At 72.5% G+C, this 12,813-nt stretch carries 12 protein-coding genes; 9 read left to right on the top strand and 3 right to left on the bottom strand.

The window, feature by feature from the left end; genetic code table 11:
• Nucleotides 1-70 precede the first annotated feature (70 nt).
• The 5 genes from dxr to OG702_RS09685 all read left to right on the top strand — a co-directional run bounded on the left by dxr (nucleotide 71) and on the right by OG702_RS09685 (nucleotide 5,454).
• Nucleotides 71-1,324, top strand: a complete 1,254-nt coding sequence (dxr, locus tag OG702_RS09705; protein WP_327288447.1) for a 1-deoxy-D-xylulose-5-phosphate reductoisomerase — start codon at nucleotides 71-73, stop codon at nucleotides 1,322-1,324.
• Nucleotides 1,321-2,637, top strand: a complete 1,317-nt coding sequence (locus OG702_RS09700) for a M50 family metallopeptidase (protein ID WP_327288446.1) — start codon at nucleotides 1,321-1,323, stop codon at nucleotides 2,635-2,637. The genes dxr and OG702_RS09700 overlap by 4 nt, the downstream gene beginning before the upstream one ends.
• Before the next feature lie 99 nt (nucleotides 2,638-2,736).
• Complete coding sequence (gene ispG, locus OG702_RS09695; RefSeq protein ID WP_327288445.1) at nucleotides 2,737-3,891, top strand: flavodoxin-dependent (E)-4-hydroxy-3-methylbut-2-enyl-diphosphate synthase; 1,155 nt, start codon at nucleotides 2,737-2,739, stop codon at nucleotides 3,889-3,891.
• A 134-nt stretch (nucleotides 3,892-4,025) separates the two neighbouring features.
• Entirely contained in the window at nucleotides 4,026-4,871 is an 846-nt protein-coding gene (locus tag OG702_RS09690; RefSeq protein ID WP_327288444.1) for a GNAT family N-acetyltransferase, read from the top strand.
• A gap of 49 nt (nucleotides 4,872-4,920) precedes the next feature.
• Nucleotides 4,921-5,454 carry a GNAT family N-acetyltransferase gene (locus OG702_RS09685; protein WP_327288443.1) on the top strand — a complete coding sequence of 178 codons (534 nt, stop codon included), beginning with the start codon at nucleotides 4,921-4,923 and terminating at the stop codon, nucleotides 5,452-5,454.
• Between the two features lie 16 nt (nucleotides 5,455-5,470).
• On the opposite strand, the gene OG702_RS09680 is transcribed toward OG702_RS09685, so the two are convergent.
• From OG702_RS09680 to OG702_RS09670, 3 genes are read right to left on the bottom strand one after another with little or no spacing between them, the layout of a single operon-like run.
• Complete coding sequence (locus OG702_RS09680; protein ID WP_327288442.1) at nucleotides 5,471-6,421, bottom strand: aminoglycoside phosphotransferase family protein; 951 nt, start codon at nucleotides 6,419-6,421, stop codon at nucleotides 5,471-5,473.
• Nucleotides 6,422-6,468: 47 nt separating this feature from the next.
• The gene (locus OG702_RS09675) at nucleotides 6,469-6,888 is read right to left on the bottom strand and encodes a ferritin-like domain-containing protein (RefSeq protein ID WP_327288441.1); all 420 of its coding nucleotides are present in this window, start codon (nucleotides 6,886-6,888) and stop codon (nucleotides 6,469-6,471) included.
• Nucleotides 6,885-7,409 carry a hypothetical protein gene (locus tag OG702_RS09670; RefSeq protein WP_327288440.1) on the bottom strand — a complete coding sequence of 175 codons (525 nt, stop codon included), beginning with the start codon at nucleotides 7,407-7,409 and terminating at the stop codon, nucleotides 6,885-6,887. The genes OG702_RS09675 and OG702_RS09670 overlap by 4 nt, the downstream gene beginning before the upstream one ends.
• A 113-nt stretch (nucleotides 7,410-7,522) precedes the next feature.
• Here OG702_RS09670 and rimP point away from each other — a divergent pair, with 113 nt between their 5' ends.
• The 4 genes from rimP to infB all read left to right on the top strand — a co-directional run bounded on the left by rimP (nucleotide 7,523) and on the right by infB (nucleotide 12,789).
• On the top strand, nucleotides 7,523-8,092 hold the full coding sequence (gene rimP, locus OG702_RS09665; protein ID WP_327288439.1) for a ribosome maturation factor RimP: 570 nt from the start codon (nucleotides 7,523-7,525) through the stop codon (nucleotides 8,090-8,092).
• A gap of 2 nt (nucleotides 8,093-8,094) precedes the next feature.
• Complete coding sequence (nusA, locus tag OG702_RS09660) at nucleotides 8,095-9,126, top strand: transcription termination factor NusA (RefSeq protein WP_327288438.1); 1,032 nt, start codon at nucleotides 8,095-8,097, stop codon at nucleotides 9,124-9,126.
• A 101-nt stretch (nucleotides 9,127-9,227) separates the two neighbouring features.
• A complete protein-coding gene (locus tag OG702_RS09655) occupies nucleotides 9,228-9,509 on the top strand; it encodes a YlxR family protein (RefSeq protein WP_327288437.1) in 282 nt (93 codons plus the stop codon).
• Between the two features lie 163 nt (nucleotides 9,510-9,672).
• Nucleotides 9,673-12,789 (top strand): translation initiation factor IF-2, encoded by a 3,117-nt coding sequence (gene infB, locus OG702_RS09650; protein WP_327288436.1) that lies wholly within the window; start codon nucleotides 9,673-9,675, stop codon nucleotides 12,787-12,789.
• Nucleotides 12,790-12,813: the final 24 nt, after the last annotated feature.

Raw genomic sequence — 12,813 nt, 5'->3', positions numbered from 1 at the left:
CGCGGTACGCCGCCCACCGCCCGTGCGGGGCAGTGGACGGCGTACCGCTTCCGCACGACACAATGTCCCCATGACGGATGCTCTCGCAGACCCGCACTACCGCCCGCACCTCGCCGGCGACCCGGCGGACGGCCCCCGCGACATCGTGATCCTCGGCTCGACCGGATCGGTCGGCACCCAGGCCATCGACGTGGTCCTCCGCAATCCGGACCGCTTCCGCGTCACCGCGATCTCCGCTGCCGGCAGCCGGGTCAGGCTGCTCGCCGAGCAGGCCCACCAGCTGCGCGTGCGCACCGTCGCCGTCGCCGACGAGGCCGCCGTCGGCCCGCTGCGCGAGCTGCTCGGCGACCTGTACGGGCCGGGAGCCGGACTGCCCGAGATCATCGCGGGTCCCGGCGCCGCCACCGAGGCGGCGGCGCTTGACTGCCACTCCGTGCTCAACGGCATCACCGGCTCCATCGGCCTGCGGCCCACGCTGGCCGCGCTGCGGGCCGGCCGGGTGCTGATCCTGGCCAACAAGGAGTCGCTGATCGTCGGCGGCCCGCTGGTGAAGGCGCTCGCGAGACCGGGCCAGGTGGTGCCCGTCGACTCCGAGCACTCCGCGCTCTTCCAGGCGATGCTCGGCGGCCGCCGCCAGGAGGTGCGCAAGCTGCTCGTCACCGCCTCCGGCGGCCCCTTCCGCGGCCGCAGCCGGGCGGAACTGGCCTCGGTCACGCCGGCCGACGCGCTCGCCCACCCCACCTGGGACATGGGCCCGGTCATCACCGTCAACTCCGCGACGCTGGTCAACAAGGGCCTTGAGGTGATCGAGGCGCACCTGCTCTACGACGTCCCCTTCGACCGTATCGAGGTCGTCGTCCACCCCCAGTCGTACATCCACTCCATGGTGGAGTTCGTCGACGGCTCCACGATCGCGCAGGCCAGCCCGCCGGACATGCGGATGCCGATCGCGCTCGGCCTGGGCTGGCCGGACCGGGTGCCGGACGCCGCACCGGCCTTCGACTGGTCGAAGGCCTCGACGTGGGAGTTCTTCCCGCTGGACGAGGACGCCTTCCCGTCGGTCGCGCTGGCCCGCCATGTGGGTAGCCTCGGGGGCACCGCACCCGCGGTGTTCAACGCCGCCAACGAGGAGTGCGTCGACGCCTTCCTCGCCGGCCGGCTGGCGTTCACCGGGATCGTGGACACCGTCGCGAAGGTCGTCGAGGAACACGGCACACCCGTTCCGGGAACTTCACTGACGGTCGAGAACGTCCTCGAAGCGGAGGCCTGGGCGCGCGCCCGGGCCGTGGAACTGGCCAGGACATCGGAGGCAACAGGCGTATGACCGCTCTCATGACGGTCCTCGGCATAGTGGTCTTCGCCGTGGGCCTGATGGTCTCGATCGCCTGGCACGAGCTGGGCCACCTCTCCACGGCCAAGCTGTTCAGGATCCGCGTGCCGCAGTACATGGTGGGGTTCGGCCCCACCGTGTGGTCGCGCAAGAAGGGCGAGACGGAGTACGGCTTCAAGGCCATCCCGCTCGGCGGCTACATCCGCATGATCGGGATGTTCCCGCCCGGCGAGGACGGCCGGATCACCGCCCGCTCCACCTCGCCGTGGCGCAGCATGATCGAGGACGCCCGCTCCGCCGCGTTCGAGGAGATGCAGCCGGGGGACGAGACGCGGCTGTTCTACACGCGCAAGCCGTGGAAGCGCGTCATCGTGATGTTCGCCGGGCCCTTCATGAACCTGATCCTGGCCTTCGCGCTGGCCCTGTCGGTCTTCATGGGCATCGGCATCGCCCAGCAGACCACGGTGGTCAGCTCGGTCAGCGACTGCGTGATCTCGCAGGCCGACACCGCCAAACGCAACCCCGACAACCCCTGCCTGCCCACCGACAAGGTCGCCCCGGCCAAGACCGCGGGCCTGCAGCCGGAGGACAAGTTCGTCTCCTTCAACGGCCGGCCGGTCGACAACTGGTCCGACCTGTCCAAGGACATCAGGAACGGCGTGGGTCCCGCCACCATCGTGGTCGAGCGGGACGGCCGGCAGGTCACCCTGCACCCGGTGATCACCAAGAACGTGGTGGCGAAGACCGACAGCCACGGCGAGGTCGAGGACGGCACCGTGACGGCCGGCTTCCTCGGCTTCAGCCCGGCGAGCCACATCCAGCCGCTGACCTTCACCAGTTCGGTGAGCCACATGGGCGACATGGCCCGGCAGGGCGTCGACTCGCTGCTGCGGCTGCCGCAGCGCATCCCCGACCTGTGGCGGGCGACCTTCGACGGGGCGCCGCGCAAGGCGGACTCGCCGATGGGCGTGGTCGGCGCCGCGCGGGTCGGCGGCGAGGTCTTCTCGATGAAGGAGCCGGCCGTCGACCGGATCGCCACCATGGTGATGCTGGTCGCGGGCTTCAACCTGTCGCTGTTCCTGTTCAACATGCTGCCGCTGCTGCCGCTGGACGGCGGGCACGTGGCGGGCGCGCTGTGGGAGTCGATCAGGCGGCACACCGCCCGGGTCTTCCGCCGGAAGGACCCGGGGCCCTTCGACGTGGCCAAGCTCATGCCGGTCGCCTATGTCGTGGCCGGAATCTTTGTGTCCTTCACCTTGCTGGTGCTGATCGCCGATGTGGTCAACCCGGTCAAACTGGGTTCGTAATGCCCTGAGCCGAGTGAGAGACGCGGGGCGGGTGCCGTAACCTCGAAGCGGAGCCCGCCCACGTCGGGACTTGTGTCACACCTTGGGGAAGCCACGCAGATGACCGCGATTTCGCTCGGTATGCCGGATGTTCCGATCAAGCTCGCCGAACGCCGCAAAAGCCGTCAGATCCAGGTGGGAACCGTCGCCGTCGGTGGCGACGCCCCGGTGTCCGTCCAGTCCATGACCACCACCCGAACCTCCGACATCGGTGCCACGCTCCAGCAGATCGCCGAGCTGACCGCGTCCGGCTGCCAGATCGTCCGGGTCGCCTGCCCGACACAGGACGACGCCGACGCGCTCGCCACGATCGCCAGGAAGTCGCAGATCCCGGTCATCGCCGACATCCATTTCCAGCCGAAGTACGTCTTCGCCGCGATCGACGCCGGCTGCGCCGCGGTCCGGGTCAACCCCGGCAACATCAAGCAGTTCGACGACAAGGTGCGGGAGATCGCCAAGGCCGCCTCCGACGCCCGGGTGCCGATCAGGATCGGCGTCAACGCCGGCTCGCTGGACCGCCGGCTGCTGGAGAAGTACGGCAAGGCCACCCCCGAGGCGCTGGCGGAGTCCGCGCTGTGGGAGGCGTCGCTGTTCGAGGAGCACGGCTTCCGCGACATCAAGATCTCCGTCAAGCACAACGACCCGGTCGTCATGGTCGCCGCCTACCGGCTGCTCGCCCAGAAGTGCGACTACCCGCTGCACCTCGGGGTGACCGAGGCCGGGCCCGCCTTCCAGGGCACCATCAAGTCCGCGGTCGCCTTCGGCGCGCTGCTGGCCGAGGGCATCGGCGACACCATCAGGGTCTCGCTGTCCGCGCCGCCCGCCGAGGAGGTCAAGGTCGGCATCCAGATCCTGGAGTCGCTGAACCTGCGGCAGCGGCGGCTGGAGATCGTCTCCTGCCCGTCCTGCGGCCGCGCCCAGGTCGACGTCTACAAGCTCGCCGACCAGGTCACCGCGGGCCTTGAGGGCATGGAGGTGCCGCTGCGGGTCGCCGTCATGGGCTGCGTCGTCAACGGCCCCGGTGAGGCCCGCGAGGCCGACCTCGGCGTCGCCTCCGGCAACGGCAAGGGCCAGATCTTCGTCAAGGGCGAGGTCATCAAGACCGTCCCCGAGTCGAAGATCGTCGAGACCCTGATCGAAGAGGCCATGAAGCTCGCCGAGCAGATGGAGGACGCCGGAGTGGCCTCCGGTGAGCCCCAGGTGAGCGTGTCCTGACCGGCTCGATTCCGGTCCGCCCCACACCCCTGATTCCCGGGCGTGGGGCATGGCACGCCCGTGCGAGGTAAAGTGCGCAGTCCATTCCCCGCCTGCACGAGCGGACCAGAAGGCGAAGACGGTGAGGCGTCCACGTGCTGACCCACTCGACTGCCCGCGTCCTGGAGCCCGGTGACCTGGACGCGGCGCTGGCCGTCCTGCACAGCGATCCGGTCGCCAACGCGTTCGTCACCTCCCGGGTCAACGTCGCCGGGCTCGACCCGTGGCGGCTCGGCGGCGAGATGTGGGGCTGGTACTCGGCCGGGAAGCTCACCTCGCTCTGCTACGCCGGCGCCAACCTGGTGCCGATCTGCGCCACTTCGGAGGCGATCGCCGCCTTCGCCGAGCGGGCCCGGAGGTCGGGGCGCCGCTGCTCGTCCATCGTCGGCCCCGCCGACCCCACCGCCGACCTGTGGTCCCGGCTCGAACCGCACTGGGGTCCGGCCCGCGAAGTCCGCCGCCACCAGCCGCTGATGACCACCCGCGCCCTGCCCGCCGACATCGCGCCCGACCCCGGGGTGCGCCGGGTGCGCAAGGACGAGATGGAGGTGATCATGCCGGCCTGCGTGGCGATGTTCACCGAGGAGGTCGGCGTCTCGCCGCTGGCCGGCGACGGCGGCCTGCTCTACCAGGCCCGGGTCGCCGAACTGGTGTCCAACGGCCGGGCGTTCGCCCGCATCGAGGACGGCGAGGTGGTCTTCAAGGCGGAGATCGGCGCCGTCACTCGGCACACCTGCCAGATCCAGGGCGTCTGGGTCGCCCCCTCGCACCGCGGCCGGCGGCTCTCGGAGTCCGGCATGGCCGCCGTCCTGCACTACGCGCTCCGCGACGTCGCCCCGGTGGTCAGCCTCTACGTCAACGACTTCAACACCCCGGCCCGCGCCGCCTACCGCCGGGTGGGCTTCACGGAGGTCGGCGCCTTCATGTCCGTGCTGTTCTGATGGTGCCCGGCGGCCGGCGGGGCGGTGGAAGGCAGTAATGTCGCCGCCCATGGAGAACGTGGTGGTCGGGACGGGCGATCTCGCCGCACATGTCGACGAGGCGCTCGCCGTACAGGCCCTCGCATTCGGGCTCGGGCCCGAGGAGGTGGCGATCCGGCGGCAGATCGTCCTGCGGCACCTGGCCTGTCCCGGCGCGCGGGCGCTGGAGGCGCGGACCGCGGACGGGCGGCTGGTCGGATTCGTGTACGGGCTGCCCAACGACCGTACGCACTGGTGGTCCAGCGTCGTCCAGCCCTACTTGCGCCGGGAGGGCAACGACGACTGGCTCGACGACTCCTTCGTGATCACCGAGCTGCACGTGCTGCCGGACTTCCAGAGCCGCGGCATCGGCCGCCGGCTGATCACCGCGATCACCGACACCGCCGCCGAGCCGCACAGCATCCTGTCCGCGATCGACGGCGACACCCCGGCCCGCCGGCTCTACCGTGCCCTGGGCTACCGCGATCTGGCCCGCCCGGTCCACTTCCCCAGCGCCGCCCGCCCCTACGCGGTGATGGGCGCCCCGCTGCCGCTCCAGCGCTGACCGGCGCGGCCCGCCGCTACAGCCAGCTGGCGAACTCCAGCAGCAGCTCGCCGTCCTCCCGGCCGCCGACCGACAGGTACCAGACGCCCGCCTCCACCGCGCGGAACACCGACCAGCCGCGCAGCCGCCGGGCGTCCACCTCCAGCGCGTCCGCCAGCTTCGCGATCCGCCGCCGGGCGGTGGCCCGCGAACCCGGCTGCGCCGCCAGCGTGGAGAGCCGGTCCCTGGCCAGCCACGCCAGGTCGTAGGCCCGCTCGCCGACCAGCGGCTTCGGGTCGATCGCCAGCCACGGCATCCGCTCGCCGGCCAGCACGTTGCCGTGGTGGTAGTCGCCGTGCAGCAGCACGCTCTCCACCGAGTCCGCGGAGCCGGCCAGTTCGGCCTGCGCCGCGAGTGCCTCGTCGATCACCGGCCGCGCTTCCGCCGCGTAGGGCGCCGCGCGCCGCTCGCGCAGCAGCGCGGCCAGCTCGCCGGTGGCCCCGGCGACCGTACGGAACGGGTGCCCGCAGGACGGCGGCACCCACAGCCGCTGGAGCACGCCCTCGGCCTCCAGCATCGCCTTGGGCTCCGCCAGCGAGCGCAGCGAGACATCCGCCCGCAGTCGCTCCAGCAGCATCGCGCCCTCGGCGGGTTCTGCCCGCAGCAGTCGGACGGCGCCGCGGCCGCCCCAGTGCGCGAGCGCCGCGTGCTCCTGCTCGGTCTCGCGGTTCACCATGCCGACCTTGAGCACCGCGGGTTCGCCGTCCTGGTCGCTCACCAGCACGACCATGCTGATGTGGCCGCCGGCCGCGACGACCCGCTCCACGGTCAGCCCCCAGCGCTCCAGGCAGCCCGCCACCTGGCCGGGCAGCCGCGCCAGCCACTCCCGGCCCGCGTCGCCCTCCCAGGCGGTGACCGTGCGGACCAGCGGCTCGGGCGGTTCGAGGCCCTCGGCGGCGGGCCGCCCGTGGTGCGCTGCTGAACCCATCGCTGTGTCCTGCCCTCCGTGCGGCTTGTGGCGCCCGGCGGCGCCGTTCAGCCGCGTTCCGCCAGACCCGGGAAGGCTACGCTGCCGCCGCGCCATCGCACGGCCCGCACCGCCGCGTCCCGCAGCGCGCCGGCCGCGTCCCGCCGCAGGTCGCCGACCGTGCTGCGGACCACGTCGCCGTACGCGCCCGCCACCCGCTCCTCGACGTAGGCGGCGAGCCGTTCCGCCGCCGCCGCGTCGGTGACCGCGAAGGGCAGCTGGTAGCCGGCCGCGGCGGTCACCGGGGACGCGCCGAGGTCGGCGGCCGTGCGCGCCAGGTGGTCGCGGCGGGCCCGGTGGGCGTCGAAGCCCTGCTGGGCCTCGGCCTGCCGGCTGCCGGTCAGATGGCCGCCGACCACCCCGTAGCCGTACACCGCGGCATGCTCGGCGGCGAGCGCCGCCTGCACGGCGTCGATGACCGCGTTCATTCCCCGCTCTTCCCCTCGCTCGACGGGCGCTTGCCGGACTTCTCGCCGAGCAGCGCCGCGTGTCCCGCGCCCGCAGCCGCCACCGACGCCAGCAGCCGGGCCAGGTCGCCGGGCACCGTCAGGACGGCGGCCGCCCTGCGGTCGGCCAGGGCGCGCTCGGCGGCGGCGATGCCGGCCAGCGCCTCGGCCGCGGTCCCGGTGTCCGCGTCCTTGTGCGGCGCGGCGGCGGGCGCCTTGCCGCCGAAGGCCTCGATGTGCCGCGCGACCTCGGCCCGCAGCGGCCGCAGCCGGGCGGCGAGCGTGGGGTGCGCCGCCGCGGCGGCGTCGTAACGCCCGATCAGTTCCGTGCTGTCGCGAACCGCCCGCGCCTGCTCCGCGACCCCGGGGAGCACGGCGGGCGCCTGCGCCGCCCGGCCGCCCGACGGACCGTCAGGACCCTTGCCACACCCGCCGCCGACCGCCACGACCGCTGCCGCCACCACACTCCGCCTGCTCAGCCGAGCGGCCGCCTCCGGGATCATGGGGGGAGTGTACGGCTGCCCGCGTGGCGCGGTGCGCCGCCCCGGCTCGGGTAGCCTTGCCCTTACACGCGACCTTCCATCACAACAGCACACGCGGCCGAGGAGTCACCCGGATGAGCACCACCCAGAGCGAAAGGCTGCGCGCGCTGCTTGAGCCGCTTGTCGGCAAGGCCGGTCTCGACCTGGAGGACGTCACGCTGAGCGCGTCCGGCCGGCGCCGCCAGCTGCTGGTCGTGGTGGACGCCGAGGACGGGGTGCAGCTGGACACCGTGGCGGCCGTGAGCCGCTCGGTCTCCCAGGCGCTGGACGAGTCCGACGTGATGGGCGAGACGGAGTACGTCCTGGAGGTCACCTCGCCCGGCACCGACCGGCCGCTGACCGAACCCCGCCACTTCCGGCGCAACGAGGGGCGGCTGGTGAAGCTGTCGCTCAAGGAGCGCGGCGAGCTGATCGCACGGATCATGGCGGTGGACGAGACGGGTCTCGACCTGGAGGTGCCGGGGGTCAAGGGCCGCAAGCCCAAGCCCGCCCGCGCGGACTTCGCGGAGATCGCGAAGGCCCGGGTCGAGGTCGAGTTCAACCGCAAGGCCGGCGAGCCCGACGACGACCTCGGCGACATCCAGGACCGCGACGGCCTGGACGACGACGGCAGTGACATCGACGAGACCACAGAGGAGGCGTAGCCGTGGACATCGACATGAAGGCCCTGCGGGGTCTGGTGCAGGAGCGGCAGATCTCGTTCGACCTGCTGGTCGAGGCCATCGAGTCGGCGCTGCTGATCGCCTACCACCGCGAGCCGGGCAGCCACCGGCGGGCCAGGGTGGAGCTCGACCGCACCAGCGGGCACGTGACGGTCTGGGCGACCGAGGAGCCCGAGGAGGTGGCCGAGGGTGCCGAGCCGCGCGAGTTCGACGACACCCCCTCCGGCTTCGGGCGGATCGCCGCGTCGACCGCCAAGCAGGTGATCCTGCAGCGGCTCCGCGACGCCGAGGACGACATCACCTTCGGGGAGTACGCCGGCCGCGAGGGCGACATCGTGACCGGTGTCGTCCAGCAGGGCAAGGACCCCAGGAACGTGCTGGTCGACATCGGCAAGCTGGAGGCCATCCTGCCGGTGCAGGAACAGGTCCCCGGTGAGGAGTACAAGCACGGCATCCGGCTGCGCACGTACGTGGTGCGGGTCGCCAAGGGCGTACGCGGCCCGTCGGTGACGCTGTCGCGCACCCACCCGAACCTGGTCAGGAAGCTCTTCGCCCTCGAAGTGCCGGAGATCGCCGACGGCTCGGTCGTCATCGAGGCGATCGCCCGCGAGGCCGGTCACCGCAGCAAGATCGCGGTCAGGTCGGCCCGCTCGGGACTCAACGCCAAGGGCGCCTGCATCGGACCGATGGGCGCCCGGGTGCGGGCGGTCATGGCCGAGCTGCACGGCGAGAAGATCGACATCGTGGACTGGTCGGACGACCCGGCCGAGATGGTGGCGAACGCGCTGTCGCCCGCCCGGGTGTCCCGGGTCGAGGTGGTGGACGCCGGCGCCCGCTCCGCGCGGGTCACGGTGCCCGACTACCAGCTGTCGCTGGCCATCGGCAAGGAAGGGCAGAACGCCCGGCTCGCCGCCCGGCTCACCGGGTGGCGGATCGACATCCGCCCCGACACCGAAGGCGCCGACTCGGCGCCCTCCGGCCCCGGGTCGCCGGTGCAGGCACGCCCGGAAGGCTGAAACCGGACCACGCGTGGCCGAATCCCCGGCTGCCGTGAACGAACAACCGTGCGTCGGCACACTCGAAGGAGTGAGGTCCGTGCGGGGAGGTAGACTGAAGAGTGTCTGGTCGGACGCTGTCATCAGCATGCCCGGAGCGTACGTGCGTCGGCTGTCGTCAGCGAGCGGCCAAGAACGAACTGCTGCGTGTGGTGGTGGACGGGGACGCGTGCGTTCCCGATCATCGCGGTACGCTGCCCGGTCGGGGTGCATATGTGCATCCCGCCCTTGCCTGCCTTGACCTGGCGGTCCGCCGCCGGGCGTTCGCCCGGGCCTTCCGAGGCCCGGTGGCGCCCGATACCGCGGAGCTGCGCCGGTTTGTCGAGCAGCAGGCAGCCCCGTAAGAAGGCAACAAGAAGTACGCCACGGGTCACCCCGTGCGATCAGGTACCTCGCGAGATGGAAGTAGGTCGAGATTGCGATGAGCACTCGATGAGTACGCGATGAGTACGCCCATGAAGTAGCGACGGTCCGGCGGACGATCACCCCGGACCTAAAAGGAGCGAAGTGGCTAAGGTCCGGGTATACGAACTCGCCAAAGAGATGGGAGTCGAGAGCAAGGTCGTCATGGCCAAGCTCCAAGAACTCGGCGAATTCGTCCGTTCGGCGTCCTCGACGATCGAGGCGCCGGTAGTCCGCAAGTTGACCGACGCGTTCCAGGGACCGGCCGGCGGCAACGGCAAGTCCGCTGCGAAGCCTGCGGCACCCCGTAAGAGCGCCCCCGCCAGGCCGGCCCCCACCCCGGGTGCGCCGGCCCGTCCTGCTGCCCCGGCCCCCAAGCCGGCAGCCGGCGGCCCCGTCACCCCGGCGGCCCCCGCCGCGCCGAGCACCGGCTCCGCGCCGGCGCCCGGCCCGCGCCCGGGCCCCGCGGCACCCAAGCCGGCCCCGGCCGCGCCCAAGCCCGCCCCCGCCGCACCCGTGCCGGCCGCGGACTTCCAGGCGCCGCCCGCCGCACCCCCGGCGAGCCAGCCGTCCAGGCCCGGCGCCGCCACCCCCGGTCCCCGTCCCGCCCGCCCGGCCCCGGCCGGCGGTCAGCGTGACGGCGGCCAGCGCGACGCAGGCCAGCGTGACGGCGGCCCCCGCCAGGGCGGGCGCCCCGCGCCCGGCCAGGGTGGCGCCGCACGTCCCGGCGGCGCACGGCCCGCGGGCCCGCGTCCCGGCAACAACCCCTTCACGTCCGGCTCCACCGGCATGCCGCGCCCCGGTGGCGCGCCGCGTCCCGGCGGTGGCCAGGGCGGTGCCCCGCGTCCCGCGGGTCCCGGTGGCGGCGCTCCGCGTCCCGGCGGTGCTCCGCGTCCCGGCGGCGGCCAGGGCGGTCCCGGCGGTGCGGGCGGTGCCCGTCCCTCGCCGGGCGGCATGCCCCGTCCGCAGTCCGCGGGGCCGCGCCCGAACCCGGGCATGATGCCGCAGCGTCCCGCCCCCTCCCCGGGCGGTCGCCCGGGTGGCGGTCCCGGCGGCCGCACCGGCGGTCCCGGCGGTCGTCCCGGCGGCGGTCCCGGCGGTCGTCCCGGCGGTGGCGGCGGCGGCTTCGCCGGACGCCCCGCGGGTCCCGGCGGCGGCGGTCGTCCCGGTGGCGGCGGTGGCGGCTTCGGTGGCCCGCGTCCCGGTGGCGGTGCTCCCGGCGGTGGCGGCGGCTTCGGTCCCCGTCCCGGCGGCTTCGGCGGTCGTCCCGGTGGTCCGGGCGGCCGTGGCGGCACGCAGGGCGCGTTCGGTCGCGGCCCGGGCGGACGTCCGGCGCGCGGCCGTAAGAGCAAGCGCCAGCGGCGCCAGGAGTACGAGGCCATGCAGGCCCCGTCCGTGGGCGGCGTGCTGCTGCCCCGCGGCAACGGCCAGACCGTGCGCCTGTCGCGCGGTGCCTCGCTCACCGACTTCGCCGAGAAGATCAACGCCAACCCGGCGTCGCTCGTCCAGGTGATGCTCAACCTCGGTGAGATGGTCACGGCCACCCAGTCGGTCTCCGACTCCACCCTGGAGCTGCTGGCCGGCGAGATGAACTACGTGCTGGAGATCGTCAGCCCGGAGGAGGAGGACCGCGAGCTGCTCGAGTCCTTCGACATCGAGTTCGGCGAGGACGAGGGCGGCGAGGACGCACTGCAGCCGCGCCCGCCGGTCGTCACTGTCATGGGTCACGTCGACCACGGCAAGACCCGCCTGCTCGACGCGATCCGCAAGACCAACGTGGTCGCGGGCGAGGCCGGCGGCATCACCCAGCACATCGGCGCCTACCAGGTCGCCACCGACGTCAACGGTGAAGAGCGCAGGATCACCTTCATCGACACCCCCGGTCACGAGGCGTTCACCGCCATGCGTGCCCGTGGTGCGAAGTCCACCGACATCGCGATCCTGGTGGTCGCGGCCAACGACGGTGTGATGCCGCAGACGATCGAGGCGCTGAACCACGCCAAGGCGGCCGAGGTGCCGATCGTGGTCGCGGTCAACAAGATCGACGTCGAGGGCGCCGACCCGACCAAGGTGCGCGGCCAGCTCACCGAGTTCGGGCTGGTGGCCGAGGAGTACGGCGGCGACACCATGTTCGTCGACATCTCCGCCAAGCAGGGTCTGAACATCGACAGCCTGCTCGAAGCGGTGATCCTCACCGCGGACGCCTCGCTCGACCTGCGCGCCAACCCTGAGCAGGACGCACAGGGCATCGCGATCGAGGCCCACCTGGACAAGGGACGCGGCGCCGTGGCGACCGTCCTGGTCCAGCGCGGCACCCTGCGGGTCGGCGACACCATGGTCGTCGGCGACGCCTACGGCCGCGTCCGCGCCATGCTGGACGACAAGGGCGAGAACGTGGAGGAGGCGACCCCGTCGACTCCGGTGCTCGTCCTCGGTCTGACCAACGTGCCCGGCGCCGGCGACAACTTCCTGGTCGTCGACGAGGACCGCACGGCCCGTCAGATCGCCGAGAAGCGGGCCGCCCGCGAGCGCAACGTCCGCTTCGCCCGCAAGGGTGTGCGGTTCTCCCTGGAGAATCTGGACGAGGCGCTCAAGGCCGGTCTGGTGCAGGAACTCAACCTCATCATCAAGGGCGACGCGTCCGGTTCGGTGGAGGCCCTCGAGTCCTCGCTGCTCCAGCTCGACGTCGGCGACGAGGTCGACATCCGCGTCCTGCACCGCGGTGTGGGTGCGGTCACCGAGTCGGACATCGACCTGGCGACCGGCTCCGACGCCATCGTCATCGGCTTCAACGTCCGCGCGGCCGGCCGTGCCGCGCAGATGGCCGAGCGCGAAGGTGTGGACGTCCGCTACTACTCGGTGATCTACCAGGCCATCGAGGAGATCGAAGCCGCGCTCAAGGGCATGCTCAAGCCGGAGTACGAGGAGGTCGAGCTGGGCACCGCGGAGATCCGCGAGGTCTTCCGCTCCTCCAAGCTCGGCAACATCGCCGGTGTGCTGGTCCGCTCCGGCGAGGTCAGGCGCAACACCAAGGCCCGGCTGCTCCGCGACGGCAAGGTCATCGCGGAGAACCTCAACATCGAGGGGCTGCGCCGCTTCAAGGACGACGTCACCGAGATCCGTGAAGGTTACGAGGGCGGTATCAACCTCGGTAACTACAACGACATCAAGATCGACGACGTCATCGCGACGTACGAGATGCGCGAGAAGCCGCGCGGCTGACGCCGCAGTCCGGCCGTACCGCAC

The sequence above is a fragment of the Streptomyces sp. NBC_01198 genome, assembly GCF_036010485.1.
Taxonomy (GTDB): Bacteria; Actinomycetota; Actinomycetes; order Streptomycetales; family Streptomycetaceae; genus Actinacidiphila.
The sequence above is the reverse complement of the archived record's forward strand: the minus strand, read 5'-3'. Positions and strand labels throughout refer to the sequence as shown.

Coding starts and splice junctions, on each gene's coding strand:
- ispG (WP_327288445.1), top strand. CDS start 2,737: ATGACCGCGATTTCGCTCGGTATGCCGGATGTTCCGATCAAGCTCGCC.
- dxr (WP_327288447.1), top strand. CDS start 71: ATGACGGATGCTCTCGCAGACCCGCACTACCGCCCGCACCTCGCCGGC.
- OG702_RS09685 (WP_327288443.1), top strand. CDS start 4,921: ATGGAGAACGTGGTGGTCGGGACGGGCGATCTCGCCGCACATGTCGAC.
- rimP (WP_327288439.1), top strand. CDS start 7,523: ATGAGCACCACCCAGAGCGAAAGGCTGCGCGCGCTGCTTGAGCCGCTT.
- OG702_RS09670 (WP_327288440.1), bottom strand. CDS start 7,409: ATGATCCCGGAGGCGGCCGCTCGGCTGAGCAGGCGGAGTGTGGTGGCG.
- OG702_RS09680 (WP_327288442.1), bottom strand. CDS start 6,421: ATGGGTTCAGCAGCGCACCACGGGCGGCCCGCCGCCGAGGGCCTCGAA.
- OG702_RS09675 (WP_327288441.1), bottom strand. CDS start 6,888: ATGAACGCGGTCATCGACGCCGTGCAGGCGGCGCTCGCCGCCGAGCAT.
- OG702_RS09700 (WP_327288446.1), top strand. CDS start 1,321: ATGACCGCTCTCATGACGGTCCTCGGCATAGTGGTCTTCGCCGTGGGC.